Below are 18,702 nucleotides of genomic sequence, written 5' to 3' on the forward strand. Positions count from 1 at the left end.
CCGTCACCCGTCCGCTCCATCAGGCCGGCGGCCGTCGTCCCGGTGCCCGGTGACGACGGCGGGCGTGCACGCGTTCGCGAGGCCGGCCAGTTGGGGACCGGTCAGAGACGCCGTCACCGGCTGACGATGTCCAACCTTCCAGCCGGCGTGCAGCACGGCCATCCGCAGCGCGCGTTCGACGTCCCCCGTCCGCGACCACACGTGAAGAAACGTCGCGAACAGCGCGTCACCCGCGCCCGTGGTGTTGACCACGCCGCGCGGCGCCACCGCCTCCGCTCGGAGCAGCGCGCCCTCACGCGTGCCGAGCAGCGCCCCCCGCGCTCCCAGCCCCACGCAGACCAGCCGGCATCGCGGGTAGCGGTCGAGGATCCGCGCCACCCACGCATCCGGTGGGCAGGGCAGGGCTTCGTGGCTGCAGAAGACGACGTCGGCCGCCAGCAGCCACGGCAGGTTGTACGGGTCGGCCAGGTCGGCGATGAGGTGGACGTCCACCGCTACGGGGACGCCGAGCCGGGCGGCCGGCGCGACGAGCGGACGGACGAACTTGGCGTTCGTCAGCACCAGCAGGTCGGCGTCGCGGGCCGCCGCGCGCAGCGTCTCGAAGGGGTAGGTGACTCCGTTGACGGGCTCCAGGTGAGGCAGGCCCAGCCGGCTCCCGTCCGGGGCGACCAGCGCCACTCCCATGGACGACCCGCCGCCGTCGACCACACCGGGTCCCAGCAGGCCGCCGTGGTCCAGCTCCGAACGGATGTGCGCCCCGAGCGGGTCACGCCCGACCACGGTGCACAGGCGCACGTCGGCCCCCAGGGTGCGCAGCACGTGCGAGATGTGCCCCGCCGACCCGGAGACCTGCGCGGCCATCCAGCGAGGGGTGCACTTGGAGGTGTAGCGCAAGGGGAAGTCTGGTACGCCCACCGACACGTAGAAGCTGACGGCGCCGGCGACGACGATCCTCGGTCCGTTCGCCGCTTCTTCGCGGCCCGCCCGCGGGCTCGCCGACGTCACGGGGCACTCCTTCGCGCGCCTCTGAGCATGGACTCGGCCACCGTGATCTGCGCCCGCCCGGTGACCTCCAGCGACCCGGCGCCGCCCGCCGCGGGGCCGGCGTAGCGGCCGTGCACCACCGACGCCGTGGTGAGGCAGCCCAGCGGCAGGCCGGCGACCAGCCAGCCGTACAGGAAGGAGCCGTAGACGGCCGGTCCCGGTGACGTGCCGGCGAGGGGTTCACCCACCTCGGTGACCTTGGCCAACCGGCCGTCACGGAGACCCGCCAGGCAACCCCGCCGTCGCCTGCTGGTCGCCACCTCGCATCCGGGATAACGGTCCAGAATGCGCGTCACCCTGTGGGCCGGGAAGGGGTACGGGCGCCGTGCCGCCCCCACCACGACGTCCGCGGCCTCCGGCCACGCCTCCTTCAGGCCGTCGTCGAGATGGACGACGACGTGCGACCCCTCCGCGACCAGCGTTCCGGGTGGTATGGCGCACAGGTTGCTCGCGCCTGTGAGCAGCACCAGGTGCGGTTCGTGCGGGGGTACCTCCCGTGGGAGCACCAGGATCGCGAGGGCGGGCACCTTGGACGCCGTCCGCGCGGTGGAGCCCACGCGGCTCATGTTCAGGACGTCCCCAAGCCGCAACACGTGGACGCCGACAAGCCTCTCGAACACATCCGTCTCCGTCCGCTGTCGAACAGCAGGGTCTCGTGGCGTAGAGCCCGGTCAGTACGGGAAGCCGTCGGGCGTGCGCGCCCACCGGTGCGGAGCCTGATGGGCGGCCCATCGGTCCAGGAGGAACGGCGCCGCCGCCGGCGGGGTCGCGGTGATGGCCGCGGGCTGTCTGAGGCGCAGCAGCCGGTACATGAGCCCGCGCATGTTGCGGTCGAAGCGCCCCGGCGCCGAGGTGATGCGTTCGGCCACGCCGCTGTATCGGTCCCCCGGCCTCTCTGACCGCAGCATGGCCACCTGCTCGCGCAGTGACACGTCCGGGGACAGCCGGGGCGCGACGGCGGCGAGCACGCTCTGCGGGGAGGCCGGATCGACCTCTCCTTCGGAGTAGCTCGCGAGCACGACGGGGGCCCCGGTGACGGTTCCGTACAGGGTCGCCGACCCGTGGTCGCCGATGATCAGGTCGGCGGCCGCGAGCACCGCCCGCCAGTCCGCCTCGGGCGGCACCAGTCCGAGCCCTCGCCGCAGACAGTCGGCGAGCCACGTTCGCACCTGCCAGACCCCGTGCGCGAACCAGATGTTCGGATGGAGGAGCATCACGACGCGGAAGTGACGCCGGGGAAGTTCGTCCAGCAAGCGGGGCAGCAGGTCGGCGGCCGCCCGTCCGAACAGGGACCGCGGCCCCCACGTCGAGGTGACCACGACGAGGGTCTGGTCCGCCCCCACCTCCAGCGCCCTGCGGTAGGCGGCACGATGCGCCAGGCTCGCCACCAGACGGTCGTACGAGGGGTCGCCGACCACGGCCGCCGCGGGCACCGCCTCGGGGCACGCCCGGCCGAGCCGGCCGAGGTCGTGATCGTGCGAGAGCGCGATCGCCGCCGGGACGACCTCACCGTCGTACACCAGCCGCTGGGCGTCGAGGCCGTAGGCCACCGAACCGCCGACGGCGCGAACGCCCCGGCGTCCCCTCACCAGCTTCCCGAAGCCCGCGCCGTGCGGCATGACGATGAGCGGCGCGTGGATCTCGTGGATCGCTCCAAGACTGGCCGCGACGGCGAGGGCGAACCGCTCCTGCGTCGCCTGCCGCCAGGGGATGCGTATCGCCTTGAGCCCGTCGATGAACTCGGCCACGCCGTTGTTGAATACATCCGGTGCCATTGTGAAGATTATTTGGATCCGCAGGTCGGACTCCACGAGTCTCACCGTGTCGAGCAGCCGCTGCCCCGAGGTCACCGTGTGGACCACCACCAGCACCGCCTTGCAATCCGGGCGTGTCACCCATCTGCGCGCGTCGAGCCCAAGCGGGACTCGGCGCCACTCCTGACCAGACATCGGTTGACGTATCCCCCTCGCCGGCCTTCGGCCGTCCGGGCGAGGCCCCCTCGCCCACCCCCGAAGCCTCGGTCACCGGCCTTGCGGAATTGCTTGCGGCCGGCTTGCGATTTACACGCGGCGTTACCGGCGGCAAGAGATCGCCTTACTCATGCACGTTCGGCACTGGATCAGACACGGGGGCGATGAAAAAATGCCACACAGGGGAGGGGATGCCAAGAAAGGACTCGAATGGATTTTCGCATTCTGGGTCCAGTGGAACTCTGGTCCCACGAACGGCGCCATGACCTGGGCTGGGCCAAGGAAAGGCTGGTCATCGCAGCCCTCCTCATGACGCCCGGGCGCCCGATCTCCGCACAGTCGCTGGTCGCCAGGTTATGGGACGGCGATCCGCCCCCGAAAGCCCGTGACCGCCTGCACCCCCACATCACCCGGCTGCGGAGCCGCCTGCAGTCCATCGAGCAAGGAAAGGGAGCACACCTCCGGCACATTTCCGGAGCATACATATTGGAAACGGATGCAGATAACATCGATTATCACCGGTTCCGCAAATTGCGCGCACAGGCCCGGACGTCGATGGAGAACGGCCGCGTCGACCACGCTCTCCGGCTCCACCGCGAGGCGGCCGACCTGTGGCGAGGGGATCCCCTCGCCGGCCTGCCGGGGCTGTGGGCCGCCATGACCCGCAAGAACCTCGAAGACGAGATGCTGAGCAACGTCATCGAGCGCATCTCCCTCGAACTGGACCACGGCGATCCCGTTCACCTGATCGCAGAGCTTTCCGAGCTCGTCACCCGCTTCCCCTTCGACGAGAAACTGGTCGAACTGCTGATGCGCTCCCTGTACGCCGGCGGACGGCAGGCGGACGCCCTCGCGGCCTACCGGCAGGCGCGCGGCCGGCTGGTCGACGAACTGGCGATGGAGGCGGGCCCGGCGCTTCAGGAGCTGCACCAGCGCATCCTGCTCCGCGACCCCCGGCTTCTCCCGCCGGCCCGGCCGCGAAAGGCACCGGGAAACGTCGCGCCCAACGACCTGCCGCGCGACGTTCCCACCTTCACCGGCCGGACCGCCGAGCTCGCCTTGCTGACCTCGGACAGGGTTCTGCAGGAAACGGCGGTGCCGGTGCTGGCGATCGACGGGATGCCCGGGGTCGGCAAGACCGCGCTCGCCGTCCACCTCGCTCACCGCCTCGCGGGCAGGTACCCCGACGGGCTTCTGTATCTCAACCTGAACGCGCACAGCGCCGTACACGAGGCCGTCGACCCGGCCGCCGCCCTGGACCGGCTGCTCCGCCATCTCGGGCTGCCGGCCGACGACATCCCCGAGGAGCTGGACGCCCGCGCGGCGCGGTGGCGCAAGGAGCTGGCCGGGCGCAAGGTCCTCATCGTGCTGGACGACGCGACGGGACAACAGCAGATCGACTGTCTGCTCCCCGGCGTGCCGGGTTGCCTGGTCATCGTCACCAGCCGACGCAGACTGGCCGGGCTGGACGGCGCCGAGTCGCTGTCCCTGGACGTCCTGTCCCACGAAGAGGCCACCGCGCTGCTCCGCCGTGTCGTCGGCGCCCAGCGCGCGCTCGAAGCCGACCACGTCGCCGAGGTCGCCCGGCTCTGCGGCCATCTCCCGCTCGCCATCCAGCTCGTCGCCGGCAGGCTCCGGCACCGGCCGGCGTGGAGCGTCGCCGACCTCGCGGAACGGCTGAGGCGCGAGGGTCGGCGGCTCGCCGAGATCAGGGCCGAGAACCGGGAGATCACCGCCGCGTTCCGCCTCTCCTACGACGGGCTCGCGGGCGCGCTGCGACACGCGTTCGTCCGCCTCGGCCTCTACCCCGGAACGGAGCTGACCTCCCACTGCGCGGCGGCGCTGCTGGAGACGTCGCCCACCGAGGCCGAGAACCTGCTGGAAGAGCTCCTGGACCACCACCTGATCGCCGAACCCCGCCGCGGCCGCTACCGCTTCCACGACCTGATCCGCGACTACACCGTCTCACTGGCCCAGCTCGAGCCGGAAGCCGAGCGAAAGGCCACCGTCCAGCGCGTCCTCGACTACCACCTCTTCCTCGCCGACCGCGCGGACCGGCTCCTCTACCCGCATCGCGCGCGCATCGCCGTGGACGTCAACCCGCCGCCGGGCGCGTCACCCGACATCACCACCGAAGCCCGGGCCCGGCACTGGCTGAACACCGAGCTGGACGACCTGCTGCGGATGACCCGCCACGCGTCCGGCCACGGCTGGACGTGGCACGCCGCGATGTTCCCGCACGTACTCAGCCGCCACCTGAGCTTCTGGGGGCGCTGGCACGAAGCCGTCCTCTCGCACACCGGCGCTGTCGAAGCGTGGCGGTGCCTGGACGACCAGCGCGGCGTCGCCCTCGCCTTGACAGACCTCAGCGAGGCGCTGTGGCGGAACGGCCGGCTCGACGAGTGCCTCGGCGTCGCGGCCGAGGGGCTGCGCATCCAGCACGACCGGGACGACCAGCGCGGGATCGCCGATCTCCTCGACCAGACCGGCCTCGCCCACTGGCATCGGTCAGAGTTCGACACCGCGTCGCACTATTTCGAGCGGGCGCTGGCGATCAGGAGAACGATCGGCGACCGGCACGGGCAGGCCGCGAGCCTCAACCACATCGCCGCCATAGCGTACGGCCGGGGAGACTATCGCGAAGCGTCCCATCGTCTGCGGAAGGTCCTCAGCCTTTACGAGGAGGACGGCGACCGGCGGGGCCGCCAGGTGGCGCTGAACAACCTCGGCGAGCTCGAAACCCGTCTCGGCAACCACGCCACCGCGCTCAGGCACTACGAGGAGGCCGCCGCACTCGCCCCCGAGACGGGGCCCAAAGACAGAGCGACGCTGCTGCACAACATCTCCAAGGCCCTGCACCACCTCGGCCGCCACGCCGAGGCCCTGGAACGCTACACGATCGCCTTGCGGCTCCATCGCGAGATAGGGGACGCCCGCTCCGAGGCGCACACGCTCAACAGCATCGGCTCTTGTCACGCGAGCATCGGCGACGACGAGCAGGCGCTCCTCCATCACCACGAGGCCCTCCGCATCTCGGCAGCGGTCCTGGAACACGCGCAACAGGTGCGCGCACTGCTCGGCATCGGCGATGTGCACATGCGCGCGCGGCGTCACGAAACCGCCGGGGAGCTCTTCGGCAGAGCCCTGCACCTCGCCCGTGACATCGGGGACCTCCACCAGGAGGCACACACCTTGGACCGCATGGGCACCGTCCTCCATGAGAGCGGGGACGCAGAGGCGGCGGTGCACTGGTGGCGGGCGCTCGCCCTGTATGAACGACTCGGCGTCCCCGAGGCGGAGGACCTTCGACGCCGACTCCCAGGCCCGCCGGACGCGGTCGGCTCGTAGCCGGGACTGACTCCTCGCGCGGTATCGACGACGTGGGCACGAGTCCTGCGTCATGTCCGGACTCGCCTGCCATATCGGCACATGACACGCATATCCACTTGTTTGTCAGAACTTCAGCATGGTTCGCCCTCGCCCAATATCATTAGGCCTGCCTGGAACCACTGAAGTGGCCGGGCCTTAAAGAAAAGGCGAGGATACTCATGATACAGAGAGTAATCACCACGGGAGTGCTCTGCGGCGCGTGCATATGGATGACATATGCACCTAAACCGGACGATGCCACCCGGGGAAGCGTGGCGAGTGTCGTACAGAGCGTTACCCATCATGCTAGCAGTACAACATCACTGGTGATCTGAACACTTAGCGTCCGGGCGGCGCCGTCCACAGCTCCCACCCCAGATCGACTGCGCCGCCCGCCAGCCTCCGTGCCTGAACGGCGCGATAAGAGTGCCGCTCCATACGCCCCGAAGTAGCGGTAATGTGCGTGACGTAGTGATGCGGCCCGCCGGGCTTCCGTCGATCGTCTGATCCGGATAGGCCCCCACACCGCACGAGTCTCTCGTGCTGCCTGGGGGTACGTTCGTGACGGCGTTTCGGCATTCCGCCGAAAGTCTGGCCAAGCTCACAACTGGAATGTCGGTTGTCGAACATCGGCTCAGCGAGGCCATCGCAGCCCACATACGCGGCACCATGCGCGTGAACCCGTCACCCGCCGAACTCAGGTCCTGGGACCGGAGCCTTCCCATTCTCGCCCGTGACCTGGTCGACGCCGGGCTGGGCGACGTCGAGATGCTGGTCGAGTACCAACTACCTCTGACGAGCAAGCGCGCCGACGTCGTGCTCGCGGGAGTGGACCTCCACACGGGGGCCGACGCCTATGTGGTGGTGGAGCTGAAGCAGTGGAGCCAGGCCGAGCTGTTCGAGGACGACCCCGGGCTCGTGCTCGTCGACGGCATGCCGGGCGGCCCAAAGCTGCACCCGCTACTTCAGGTACAAGGCTATTGCGAATACATATCCGACTTCGTCGGCGCTCTGCACGGCCGGAGCGACGCCATCAGAGGCGTGGCGTATCTTCACAACGCCGCTGAGCCGGACATCGACGACCTCTATCGAGGCGTTCGAAGCGAGCAGACCCGCCTGTTCGCGAAGAGCAGCAGAGGAGCGTTCCTCGCCTACCTTCGCGACCGGTTCGCCCCGCGATCGGGGGCCGAGGCCGCCGACCGGCTGCTCACCAGCGCGATCCGTCCCTCGAAACAACTGCTCAAGCTCGCCGCCGCCGAGATCAGGGACCGCGAGCAGTTCGTGCTGCTCGCGGAGCAGCGCCTGGCGTACGAGATCGTGCTCAACGCGGTCGCCAGGGCCCGGCGGGCGAGTTCCAAGGAGGTCGTCATCGTCACCGGAGGCCCCGGGAGCGGCAAGAGCGTCATCGCGCTCTCCCTGCTCGGTGAACTGTCCCGCCAGGGCCGCCCTGTCATGCACGCCACGGGGTCGCGTTCTTTCACCGAGACCCTTCGCCGGGTACCGGGCAGGGGCTCCTCCCGGGTGAAGGGCCTGTTCAAGTACTTCAACAGCTTCACGACGAGTGACACCAACGACCTCGACGTGCTCATCTGCGACGAGGCGCACCGCATCCGGCGGACGTCGCACAACCGGTTCACTCCGTCACATCTGCGCGGGGAGCGTCGTCAGGTGGACGAACTCATCGACGCCGCACGCGTCCCGGTGTTCCTGCTGGACGAGCACCAGGTGGTGCGCCCGGGCGAGATGGGAACCGTGGCCGAGATCAGGGAACACGCCGAGGTGCGAGGGCTCCCGGTGCACGAGATCAGCCTCGACGAGCAGTTCCGGTGCGGAGGCAGCCGCGCCTACGAGGAGTGGGTTCTGCGCCTGCTCGGCCTCCGGCCGGGCGGCCCCGTCCCCTGGCCCGGCGACGACCACTTCACCGTGGCACTCGCCGCGTCGCCGGAGGAGTTGGAGAGCCGGCTGCGCGAAAAGCGCGACGAGGGCTACTCGGCACGAATGACCGCCGGCTTCTGCTGGCCGTGGAGTGAACCCCGGAGGGACGACACCCTCGTATCCGACGTACGCGTCGGAGCATGGTCCCGTCCCTGGAACGTCAAGGGCGACAGGGCGGTGGGCACCGCGCCGGCCAGTTCCCTATGGGCCACCATGGACGGCGGCTTCGAGCAGATCGGCTGCGTCTACACCGCCCAGGGGTTCGAATACGACTGGAACGGTGTCATCCTCGGTCCCGACCTGGTCTGCCGCGACGGGAGATTAGTCACGGTGAGAAAAGCCAGCAAAGACCCCGCCCTCACCCGCGGAACCACCGAAGGCGAAACCGACCGGTTGATCAGGAACACCTACAAGGTCTTGCTCACACGAGGCATGGTCGGCACGTTGCTGTACTCCACCGATCGAGAGACGAACGACTTCCTACAGCGGCTCGTACCGCCGCGGTGACCGGCCCCTGCGGAACCGCCCCACCGAACGTGAGTTCCAGCCAGACCAGCAGTGCCGGTGAGCCGTGGCGGCCCCTGGCCGACCGTCGAAGGCGGTCCGGCGCGGGCGCGGCGGTGTGGATCGTACTCCTGATCGATTCAGGGGCGACTTTCAGAACTCACACTCGGTAGCGGTCTTATCATTTAGAGTCATCTCAAATACTCGTGTCGAGTCGGCGTCCTGCACCAGAGCCGATTCACTACGGCGATCAGGTGGCGATTCCGGCGATCCCCCGGAGGTGATGGCGGCGTGCCCGCACCGCGTAAGAGCACCGACCGATATCGGTCGATGGCCCATTATTTCGGGGCTTTGGTCCGGGATCTGCGCGACACCTACGAGCTGCGGACCGGCGAGCCGATGACGGTCGGCCGGTTGGCGGCCAGAACGGGTTATTCGCCGTCGATGCTCGGGGCCGTGGAGCGCGGCGAGAGCCTTCCGGAGTCCGGGCAGCGCGTCCAGGCGATCGACGACGCACTGCGGGCGGACGGCCATCTGAAAACGCTGTGGCCTGTGGTGCAACGCCTGGGACATCGCCCTCTCGACGAGCTGGCCTCCACGACAAACCGGACAATCGCGGGTTACCGTGAATACGGGAACAGCGCCCTCGCCGAGGAAGACGATATGGAACGCCGTCACCTATTGCAGTTGGCCGGGCTGGGATTGCTGGCGCAAGCCCCGATCTTCAGCACAGGCGAGCCGCTCCGTCAGATGCTTGAACTCACGCTCGACAGCACCGGCAGGCACAGTCGAGATGACTGGGAACTCGTCTGCGCCGGTCACGTGTACGCCGTCAACAACCAGCCCCCCGCGGAAGTACGCGATGACCTCGCTCTCGATCTCGCCGCCGTCCAGCGGGCGCTTGCGAAGAGCTCTCCCGACCAGGTGAGTCACCTCCACCAGGTCGCGGCCTGGTTGTCCGCCCTCCACGCCAATGTGCTGACGCGGCTTGGCGAGCACGGAGCGTCCCGCCGCTGGTGGACGACCGCCCGTCACGCCGCCGACCTCTCGGGCGACCGGGACATGCAGGTGTGGGTGCGCGGCAGCGAGGCGGTCTTCGGGTTGTACATGCCGCGTCCCGCCGAGGTAGTGCTCACCCTCGCTCGCAACGCGCAGCAACTGGCCGGCGAGCGGGTCACCCCGGGGCTGATCGGAGCGGTGTCCGCGGAGGCACAAGCGTTGGCGGTCAGGGGGCAACGGCGCGAAGCCCTTGACCGCCTGCGCCATCTTCACGATCTGGCCAGTCGTTCCATCAGTCGTCAGGAGTTCGGCTGGAGTCCGGATTCAGTGTGGTTCACCACCTCATGGGTGCATTCCTTCAGCGGTAGCAGCGAGACGGCTCGTGAGGCGCGCGACGCGACCCTCGCCGTTTCGTCCGGCTACCAGAACGAGGCGAGTGTTCGACTGCATGAGGCGATCCGCCTCAGCAACGAAGGTGGCTACAACGAAGGGCTCGTTCTCGCCTCACAGGTCATATCCCAGCTCGATCCGGCCTATCTCACGCACATGATCCTTCACACCGCCCGCATGGTGCTCGGCACCGTCCCGGTCGAAAAGCGCAGCGGCCTGCCCTCGCTGGGCGACTACCGTGCCGCATTGGCGGTACCGGTGCCGTCCTGACCGGTGTCCGAGCGTAGATAGGCGAACGCGAGATTTGGGGGTTAATACACCGACTATCGGGATGTGCGCGGCTCGTGGGAGGGCCGGTTCACCAGCGGTGGGTCGTTGGTGGGTTCGCGAGGGTGTGGCCGGCGGCGACGGCCTCGCTCACGGTGCGGGCGAGCATGTCTTCGACGCCGTCCGCCCGGTGCGCGAGGGTGCGAAGTCCCCGGGGTGTCGTCGGTCTGGCCAGAAGCGCGTGGTATTTGTCGTTGCTCTGCAGCAGATGCCGGGCGCGGAGCGCCGCGTCCGCTTCCTGCACGCGGTGAACGGCGTTTGCGGCGCGGTCGAACAGAAAGCGGGCATCGCGATCGAGGTCGGCGGGGATGACGTAGCCCGCCCGGTACAGATGGCTCAGGCGAGCGGGTGACTCCCGCTTCTCCGATCGAACCCAGGCGAGGCCGAGGGCGGCCACCAGAGAGCTGCCCACGATGGCGGCGACCGCGCCGAGACCCGAAAGGCCCGCCAGCTGCCTTTGCACCTCCACCAGGAAGGCGCCCAGCCCCGTAAAGGCCGCCAAGGCGACGACGAACCAGCCCGCGATTCCCGCTCCCCCAAGAAGACCGCTGAGACGCGGGTCACTGAGCAGAGCGGCATTCTTGAGTATGCGGCGCCGATCAGCATCCGGTATGTCCGGATCAATGACCGGCCACCTGCCGAACCCTTCGAATGCCACGCGAAGACCGCCTTCCAGACGACGGGGCACTGCGACGGCGACACAAGTCCTCAGATCCAGCCCCCGGGAGAAACAGCCTAATTCAGCAGTACGCCGAATGCGGGCGAGACGAGCGGCGAAGGCGCCCGGATCGCCGCCCAATGGTGAAATGTTTTCGGCTGGCCATAATCACCGCCTTGTCATGGCCGAGGCCATGAATTCATAGCGTAGTCGTCCAGTTACAGAGACGTATCGCCACGGTACAACAAAAGGCGAGATACCCCTCCGGGTGGGTTTTCGAGGGCCGGGACTGCGTCGTCGCGGGGCGGCGGCCTCGCGATCTTCCACCGACGCCTGTGTTGTTCTCGTCCTCCGAACTCGAAGGCAGGTGCCGTGGATTCACAAGGTCCGGAGCCCGTAACTCCGGCTGAGGTACAGCGCGCCCGGAAGGTTCCGCTTCATCCGCTGGGGCGGATGCGGCAGCGGATGGTCGGGCTCATGGGGCCCGCGTTCGTGGCCGCCGTCGCCTATGTCGATCCGGGGAACTTCGCGACGAACGTGGAGAGCGGGGCGCGGTTCGGGTTCCTGCTGCTGTGGGTGGTGCTGTGCGCCAACGTCGTCGCGATGCTGCTGCAGTACCTGTCGGCCAAGCTGGGGATCGCCACCGGGCGCAACCTGCCGGAGCTGTGCCGCGACCACTACCGGCGGCCGGTGGTCTGGGGGCTGTGGCTGCAGGCCGAGATCGTGGTGATCATGACGGACCTCGCGGAGTTCATCGGCGGGGCCGTCGCGCTCAACCTGCTGTTCGGCATTCCGCTGCTCCAGGGCGGCGTGCTGATCGCGGTCGCCTCGTTCGTCGTGCTGGCGATCCGGACGGCGCGCCAGAGACGGTTCGAGGCCGCCATCACCGGCCTCCTGGCGGTCATCGTGGGGGCCTTCCTCTACCAGCTGCTGAACGCCGACGTCCCCTACGGCGGGCTCGCCGGGGGGCTGGTCCCCCGGTTCGAGGGGTCGGCGAGCGTGCTGCTCGCGGCCGGCATCGTGGGCGCGACGGTGATGCCGCACGCCGTCTACCTGCACTCGGCGCTCACCCAGGAACGCTTCGCCGACGCCCCCGGCCTGCTGCGGCAGACGTTGATCAAAGCGCAGCGGATGGACGTCATCCTGGCGATGGGCGTGGCCGGGCTCGTCAACATGGCGATGCTGGTGTCGGCGGCGTCGATCCTGCGCGGGACCGACGCCGAGCCCACCCTGCACGGGGCCTACGCGCAGTTCGGCGAGAGCTCGGGCCCCCTCATGGCGCTGCTGTTCGCCATCGCCCTGCTGGCCTCGGGGCTGGCGTCCTCCAGCGTCGGCGTGTACGCCGGGCAGGTCGTGATGCAGGGGTTCCTGCGCCGCCGCATCCCGCTGTCGCTGCGGCGGCTGATCGCGGTCGTCCCCGCTCTGGCGGTGCTGGCGTTCGGCGTCGACCCGACGCAGGCTCTCGTCCTGAGCCAGGTGGTGCTGTCGTTCGGCATCCCGTTCGCGCTCATCCCGCTCCTGCTGCTCACCCGCCGCCCCGACGTCATGGGCGCCTGGGTGAACCGCCGGGCGACCACGCTGGCCGCCGCCTGCGCCACCACCGTCATCGTCGCCCTCAACGTCGTCCTGGTCTTCCTCGCCCTGCCCTCCCTGTGAAGCCGCGGCACCCTAGACCGCCGAGGCGGCGCGGTCGGGGTCCTCGGGCGGGCGGCCGGACTCCCACGCCGTGCTGAACAGCAGGGCCGCGTAGTCGTACAGCAGGCCCGGTCGGCGGGCGACGAGGCAGGGGGAGTTCCGGCCGTGCTCGTGCTGGCCGTAGAAGGTCAGGTAGGCGATGTGGTCGGTCAGGATCACCCGGTGCAGGTTGGGGAGGTTGTAGAAGCGCAGGACGACGTCGTCGCGCTGGCGGGCCACTTCGAGGATGTAGGCCGCGTTGACCGCGATCTGCTCGGCGAGCAGGCCGAAGGAGAAGCCGCGGTCGACGCGGCGCAGTTCGTCCGCCCTGGTGGCCAGCCAGGAGCCGGTACCGCGGGCGGGGTCGGGCAGCAGGATGCGCACCGACTCCACCGCGTTGCCGGCGCCATGCCAGACGGGGACGAAGCCGTCGCGGGTGATCTCGTTCCCCCGCCCGGCGAGGACCTTCACCCATCTCGCACGGGCGAGGTCGGCGGGCAGGTCGTGGTTGGAGTCCCTCTGGTGGGCGTAGACCCGTTCGACGCCCAGGCCGGTCAGCCGCGACAGGAGCAGCAGCGGCCATCGGGCGGGACGGCGGGCGAGCATCCATCCGCCGGCGCACGTCAGCACGGTCGCGAACAGGGAGCTCAGCACCCCGAGCGTGAAGTCGTCCACCGAGACCTTCTTTCGCGCGGCTCATGCACGGGCGGGCCCGTCCAGCGGGAGGTGAGGCAGCAGGCAGCGCAGGACGTAAGCGGCGTGCCAGGCCGCGTACGCCCGCGGCGTCGCCGTTGTGGCGGTCGGCGTTGCCGGAGATGCGCGGACGACCACCCGCCCGCGGACGCGCACGGGGCCGGACTGCTCAGGGAGTTGACGACACGTCACTTTAGGTAATTCTGACCATAAAACAGTCGACCGGTTTGAGTCAAGGTGACCTTTAGGGCTAGGGTGACTTCGTGATCGACGTGACCGCGAAGCCGGGCCACGCGCCGGTCTTCGTGACGGTGGACCTGGTGATCCTCACCGTCCGGCAGGACGTGCTCCAGGTCCTGCTGATCGAGCGCGGCAACGAGCCCTACCTCGGCTTCCCCGCCCTGCCCGGGGGCCACGTGCGCGACGGCGAGACGCTCGACCAGGCGGCGCTGCGCGAGCTCGGCGAGGAGACCGGGGTCGACGGCCGATCCCTGCACCTGGAGCAGCTGAGGGCCTACAGCGACCCCGGGCGCGACCCCCGAGGTCGCGTCATCACCGTCGCCTACCTGGCCCTCGGCCCCGGCCTCCCGCACCCGACCGCGGGGACGGACGCGACGGCCGCGCGCTGGGTCCCCGTCGCGGACGTGTTCGACGGGCCGGTGCCCCTGGCGTTCGACCACGCGGGCATCCTGCGCGACGCGCTGGAGCGGGCGAGGTCACAGCTGGAGCACACGACCGTCGCCGCGGCCTTCTGCGCCGAGCCGTTCACCGTCGGGGACCTGCGGCACATCTACGAGGTGGTCTGGGGCATGCCGCTCGACCCCAGCAACTTCCGCCGCAAGGTGACCAACGCCGACTCCTTCCTCGTGCCCACCGGCGAGCGGCGCCATCCGGAGACCGGGCGCCCCGCGGCCCTGTACCGGCGGGGCGCGGCGCGCCTGCTGCTGCCCCCGCTGCTCCGCTCGGGCGACGTCACCCGCCCGGGACCGGTGGTCGTCACACCGCACTGAGCGGGAGCCGCTCCACCGGGACGTAGGGGTCGGGCAGGCCGAAGGCGGACGGGCCGAAGCAGGCCAGGGCTTCGGGGGTGCGCATGAGGGCGGGGGTGGAGATGGCGAACACGGTGAGGCGCTGGCCGTAGGCGAGGGACTCGGTGGTGACGGGGGCGCCGGTCTCGCTGTTGAGGGTGCAGATCAGGTCGGGGACGATCGCGGCGACCCGCCCGCCGTGGCGGGCGACGAGGTGCTCGTTCTGGAAGGTGAGGGTCATCCGGCCGGCATCGCCCTCCAGGGTGACCTGGCCGCGGGCGAAGCCGGCGACGGTACGGCGCTCGACGTCGACGACCTTCCCGGCGAACAGCACCAGGCCGTGGCTGTAGATGGTGTCCTTCAGGGCGCCGGTCAGCCGCTCGAAGGGGTCGGCGTGGTCCTGCCGGGCCCGGCGCAGGGCGGCGCCGATCTTCATGGCGAGCGTGAGGGTGCCGGGGATGGAGGTGCGGCGGACGGTGGCGGCGTCCATGGGGTAGTCGCAGATGTAGGCGGCGCCGCCCATCTCCACGGTCATCGCGCGGGCGCGGCGCTCCATGAGGAGGTTGTCCTGGCCGGTGTCGATGACGCAGTGGTCACCGTGGTCGGAGGCGATCGCCATGGGCGAGCCGGGCACGCCGTAGACGTTCCAGGTCTCCATCTGCAGCTCGGGGAAGGCCCGGCCCATGCCGTCGGCGTCCACGACCGGCAGGCCGAGCTGCGCGCCGAGCAGCAGCGGGATCATCGAGTTGAGCCCACCGGACTCGGTGGGCATCGTGGCCGCGGCGGCACGGCCGAGGCGGGCCTCCAGCGCTCGCAGCGCCGCGATGTTGCCCCGTCCGGAGGGCAGCTTCTCGATGAACACGGTCGGCGCGCCCATCATGGCGGACGGCACCACCAGCGCGTCCCCGGGCAGCTCGTCGACGCCGATGACGCGCACCTCGCGGCCGGCGCGGAGCTGCTGTTGCACCAGCAGGCGGCCGATGTGGGGGTCGCCGCCGCCGCCGGTGCCCAGGACGGCGGCCCCCTCGGCCAGGTCGCGCAGGCCCTGTTCGGTCAGGGTGAACGCCACGGTCATCGTCCTCTCGGGCCGCCGGCCGCGGGGTCGTGGGCCGGGTGCAGATCGCCCACGGCGCGCACGCGGACGCGGACGGCGTTGCCGGGCAGGTAGGGCACGTGCACCTCCTCCATCTCGACGATCTCGACGCTGCCGGCGGTGGCCCCGGCGGCGAGGGACCGTTCGACGGCCTCCTGCCGCGCCTCCTCCAGCACCTCCTCACGGGTCCGCTCGCCCGTGAGGGCGTACAGCCGGTCGACCTCTCCCCCGATCTGGCCGATGGCGGCGCCGATGGCGTTGGCCACCGCGTGGTGCTCGGGCCGGTGGATCCGCGCCCCGCCGGGCAGGACGTCCGGGACGAGCACGCCGCCGCCGCCCACGACGACCACCGGCAGCGGCGCGGGCGAGGTGCGCATCTGGTCGACCCGGTCGGCCACCCGCGTCGCCATCTCGGCGATGCCGTCCCGCACCAGGTGCGTGTCCAGGCCCCGGACCAGGCCGCGGTCGCCGATGTCGGCCAGGCCCCCGGCCACGGCGAGATCGGTGGCGGTCAGCACCTCGCCGCCGAACACCAGAGCCCGGCTCGTCAGCTCGTAGCCGACGCTGTCGGGCCCGATGCGCGGCGGAGCGCCGGGCACGACCCGGCTGCCCCCGCCGAGGCCGATGCTCAGGATGTCGGGCATCCGGAAGTTGGTGCGCACCCCGCCGATGTCCACCTCTCCGGTCGCCTGGCGCGGGTAGCCGCCGGTGAGCACGCCCACGTCGGTGGTGGTGCCACCGATGTCGACGACCGCGCAGTCGGCTCGCCCGGCCAGGAACGCGGCGCCGCGCATGGAGTTGGTCGGCCCGGAGGCGAACGTCCGCACCGGATAGCGGCGGGTGTACCGGGCGTCCATCAGCGTGCCGTCGTTCTGCGACAGGTAGAGCGGCGCGTCCACCCCGACCGCGCGCAGGGCCGCGGTGAACGCGTCGACGATCTCTTCGGCCAGCTCGCGCAGGCAGGCGTTGACGATCGTCGCGTTCTCGCGTTCGAGGAGCCCGATGCGGCCGATCTCGTGCGACATGCTGACGTGCAGCCGCGGCAGCCGCTCCAGCAGCAGCGCGGCTGCCCGCTCCTCGAAGTCGTGGCTGACCGGGGAGAACACCGAGGAGATGGCCACGGTGGTGATGTCCTCGTCGTGCAGGTGCTCGGCCACCCGTTCCAGCTCGGCGGGCCTGAGCGGGGAGATCTCGCGGCCGTCGAACTCCACCCCGCCGTGGCACAGGTGGACGCTCGGCCGGATCGCCTCGACCAGCCGGCCGGGCCAGCCGACGGTGGGCGGCAGCGCGGCGGTGGCGGGCAGCGCCAGCCGGACGACGGCGGTGCGGGCGAGCCCGCGCCCGGTCACCAGCGCGTTGGTGAAGTGCGTGGTGCCGATCATGACGGCGCCGACCTCGTCGTGGCGGGCGCCGGAGGAGGCCAGCAGCCGGCGCAGGGCGGTGACGACGCCCGTGGTGACGTCGCCCGTGGTGGGGGTCTTGACCGTGGCGACGACGGCGTCGGCGTTCATCAGCACGGCGTCGGTGTGGGTGCCTCCCACGTCGATCCCTACACGCATGGGCGTACTCCTCGGCTCAGCGCGCGGCGGGGGTGTCTGCGCCCTCCGGGACGGATGGCCGGTCGGCGGCGATCAGCCCGGCCCGGCCCGCCGCGACGTAGGCGACGAAGGCGACCGCCAGCGCGTTGAGCGCCGGGACGCCCCAGGTGACGAACTTGCCGACCAGCGCGGCGCCGAGCCATACGACCAGCGCGGCCGGGACGACGGCGGGGGCGCTCGCCGGCAGCGTGCCGGTCCGGCGGGACTCCTCCAGCGCGGGGCGCCAACGGCGGACGACGTAGTACTCCGCCACCATGATCCCGGCGACCGGCGGGATGGCGACGCCCAGCAGGACGAGGAAGTCGATCAGGTGGTCCAGGATGCCGGCCGCCGCCAGCGTGGTGCCGACGGCGCCGAGCACGACGGTGACCAGGGGGCGGCTGACCCGCACGCCGAACGCGGTCTCCAGCGTGTTGGTCATGCCCAGCCCGGCCGAGTACAGGTTCCAGTCGTTGATCTTCAAGGTGGCGGTGACGAGCACCAGCGTGCCCACGGCCCCGGAGGTCGTGGTGACGATCGCGATCACGTCCCCGGTGCGCAGGGCGTGCGCCAGCAGCACGCCCACCAGGGCGATCACGTACTCCCCCAGCGTGATGCCGAGAACGGTCTGCTTGACGACGTCGGCGACGCTGCGGTTCATCCGGCACATGTCAGGCGAGATCACCGCACCGACGATGAACCCGCCGGCCACCAGGGTCGTCGCCTGGGCCAGGTCGAGCGGCGGCCCGGGCGGGGCGGACGCGACCAGCGCGCTCAGGGACTGCTTCGACAGCTCCACCGTGATGGCCCACCCGGCCAGCACGAGGAACGCGGGGACGGTGATCCAGGCCAGCCACGCCATCCCCCGGAACCCGTGCACCACCACGGCGGTGACGACGAGGCCGGCGAGCACCGACCACACCCACACCGGAGGCCCGCCCAGCAGGGAGGACAGCCCGGACGCCAGGACGGCCGACTGCACGCCGAACCAGCCCAGCAGCGCGACCGCCACCACCACGCCGACGACGCCGGCGCCGTAGCGGCCGAACCCGGCCCACCGGGCCAGCACCGTGGTGGACAGGCCCTCCCGCATCCCCGCGACGCCGACGGCGATCGCCACGACCTCCAGGATCACCGCGCCGAGGGTGATGGCGAGCACCGCGTCCCAGAAGCGCATGCCCATGCCCAGGGTGGCGCCGAGCAGGAACTGCGACAGCGCGCTCAGCATGCCGAAGCGCTGCACGGCGACGGTCCACCAGCCGTACCGGGCCGAGGGCGGCACCCGTTCGAGAGCGTAGTCGTCGTGGCCGAGTTTCACGCCTGGTGGTTGGACCGCCGAATCAGGCATCCGCCGTCTCCTCGATGATCAGCCGGGTCTGGAATGACGGTAAATGCGCGACGGCCGGTTTGGAAGAGGCGGAATTGACCGAGGTGAACGCAC

General features: G+C 70.4%; 13 protein-coding genes. 5 read left to right on the plus strand and 8 right to left on the minus strand.

What is annotated here, in order from left to right:
* Positions 1 to 3: 3 nt before the first annotated feature.
* From PYR91_RS06110 to PYR91_RS06120, 3 genes are read right to left on the minus strand one after another with little or no spacing between them, the layout of a single operon-like run.
* A complete protein-coding gene (locus PYR91_RS06110; RefSeq protein WP_279778079.1) occupies positions 4 to 1,005 on the minus strand; it encodes a carbohydrate kinase family protein in 1,002 nt (333 codons plus the stop codon).
* Positions 1,002 to 1,664: a hypothetical protein gene (locus tag PYR91_RS06115; protein ID WP_279778081.1), complete on the minus strand. Its 663-nt coding sequence runs from the start codon at positions 1,662 to 1,664 to the stop codon at positions 1,002 to 1,004. The genes PYR91_RS06110 and PYR91_RS06115 overlap by 4 nt, the downstream gene beginning before the upstream one ends.
* 51 nt (positions 1,665 to 1,715) lie before the next feature.
* Positions 1,716 to 2,819 carry a hypothetical protein gene (locus PYR91_RS06120; RefSeq protein WP_279778082.1) on the minus strand — a complete coding sequence of 368 codons (1,104 nt, stop codon included), beginning with the start codon at positions 2,817 to 2,819 and terminating at the stop codon, positions 1,716 to 1,718.
* A gap of 504 nt (positions 2,820 to 3,323) precedes the next feature.
* On the opposite strand from PYR91_RS06120, the gene PYR91_RS06125 reads away from it, so the two are divergent.
* The 3 genes from PYR91_RS06125 (at position 3,324) to PYR91_RS06135 (ending at position 10,481) form a co-directional block, all read left to right on the plus strand.
* A complete protein-coding gene (locus tag PYR91_RS06125; RefSeq protein WP_279778270.1) occupies positions 3,324 to 6,362 on the plus strand; it encodes a BTAD domain-containing putative transcriptional regulator in 3,039 nt (1,012 codons plus the stop codon).
* Positions 6,363 to 6,995: 633 nt separating this feature from the next.
* Positions 6,996 to 8,825 (plus strand): DUF2075 domain-containing protein, encoded by a 1,830-nt coding sequence (locus tag PYR91_RS06130; protein WP_279778084.1) that lies wholly within the window; start codon positions 6,996 to 6,998, stop codon positions 8,823 to 8,825.
* A 288-nt stretch (positions 8,826 to 9,113) separates the two neighbouring features.
* Complete coding sequence (locus PYR91_RS06135) at positions 9,114 to 10,481, plus strand: helix-turn-helix transcriptional regulator (RefSeq protein ID WP_279778087.1); 1,368 nt, start codon at positions 9,114 to 9,116, stop codon at positions 10,479 to 10,481.
* A gap of 88 nt (positions 10,482 to 10,569) precedes the next feature.
* On the opposite strand, the gene PYR91_RS06140 is transcribed toward PYR91_RS06135, so the two are convergent.
* A complete protein-coding gene (locus PYR91_RS06140; protein ID WP_279778088.1) occupies positions 10,570 to 11,196 on the minus strand; it encodes a hypothetical protein in 627 nt (208 codons plus the stop codon).
* Between the two features lie 372 nt (positions 11,197 to 11,568).
* Between PYR91_RS06140 and PYR91_RS06145 the strand changes: the two genes are divergently transcribed.
* Positions 11,569 to 12,852 carry an Nramp family divalent metal transporter gene (locus PYR91_RS06145; protein WP_279778091.1) on the plus strand — a complete coding sequence of 428 codons (1,284 nt, stop codon included), beginning with the start codon at positions 11,569 to 11,571 and terminating at the stop codon, positions 12,850 to 12,852.
* A gap of 12 nt (positions 12,853 to 12,864) precedes the next feature.
* Here PYR91_RS06145 and PYR91_RS06150 read toward each other — a convergent pair whose 3' ends face one another.
* Complete coding sequence (locus tag PYR91_RS06150; protein WP_279778093.1) at positions 12,865 to 13,545, minus strand: hypothetical protein; 681 nt, start codon at positions 13,543 to 13,545, stop codon at positions 12,865 to 12,867.
* Positions 13,546 to 13,826: 281 nt separating this feature from the next.
* On the opposite strand from PYR91_RS06150, the gene PYR91_RS06155 reads away from it, so the two are divergent.
* Positions 13,827 to 14,573 (plus strand): NUDIX domain-containing protein, encoded by a 747-nt coding sequence (locus PYR91_RS06155; protein ID WP_279778094.1) that lies wholly within the window; start codon positions 13,827 to 13,829, stop codon positions 14,571 to 14,573.
* Here PYR91_RS06155 and PYR91_RS06160 read toward each other — a convergent pair.
* From PYR91_RS06160 to PYR91_RS06170, 3 genes are read right to left on the minus strand one after another with little or no spacing between them, the layout of a single operon-like run.
* The gene (locus tag PYR91_RS06160; protein WP_279778096.1) at positions 14,560 to 15,660 is read right to left on the minus strand and encodes a DUF917 domain-containing protein; all 1,101 of its coding nucleotides are present in this window, start codon (positions 15,658 to 15,660) and stop codon (positions 14,560 to 14,562) included. The two genes, PYR91_RS06155 and PYR91_RS06160, sit on opposite strands and share 14 nt — an antisense overlap.
* Positions 15,661 to 15,662: 2 nt before the next feature.
* Entirely contained in the window at positions 15,663 to 17,243 is a 1,581-nt protein-coding gene (locus tag PYR91_RS06165) for a hydantoinase/oxoprolinase family protein (protein WP_279778098.1), read from the minus strand.
* Positions 17,244 to 17,259: 16 nt separating this feature from the next.
* A complete protein-coding gene (locus PYR91_RS06170) occupies positions 17,260 to 18,609 on the minus strand; it encodes a cytosine permease (RefSeq protein WP_279778099.1) in 1,350 nt (449 codons plus the stop codon).
* Positions 18,610 to 18,702: the final 93 nt, after the last annotated feature.

This window comes from Sphaerisporangium sp. TRM90804, assembly GCF_029846175.1.
In the GTDB taxonomy this organism is placed as follows: Bacteria; Actinomycetota; Actinomycetes; order Streptosporangiales; family Streptosporangiaceae; genus Sphaerisporangium.

Bases quoted from the DNA above. Each gene is read 5' to 3' on its own strand.
- PYR91_RS06165 (WP_279778098.1), bottom strand. From the start codon at position 17,243: ATGCGTGTAGGGATCGACGTGGGAGGCACCCACACCGACGCCGTGCTG.
- PYR91_RS06170 (WP_279778099.1), bottom strand. From the start codon at position 18,609: ATGCCTGATTCGGCGGTCCAACCACCAGGCGTGAAACTCGGCCACGAC.
- PYR91_RS06120 (WP_279778082.1), bottom strand. From the start codon at position 2,819: ATGGCACCGGATGTATTCAACAACGGCGTGGCCGAGTTCATCGACGGG.
- PYR91_RS06130 (WP_279778084.1), top strand. From the start codon at position 6,996: ATGTCGGTTGTCGAACATCGGCTCAGCGAGGCCATCGCAGCCCACATA.
- PYR91_RS06125 (WP_279778270.1), top strand. From the start codon at position 3,324: ATGACGCCCGGGCGCCCGATCTCCGCACAGTCGCTGGTCGCCAGGTTA.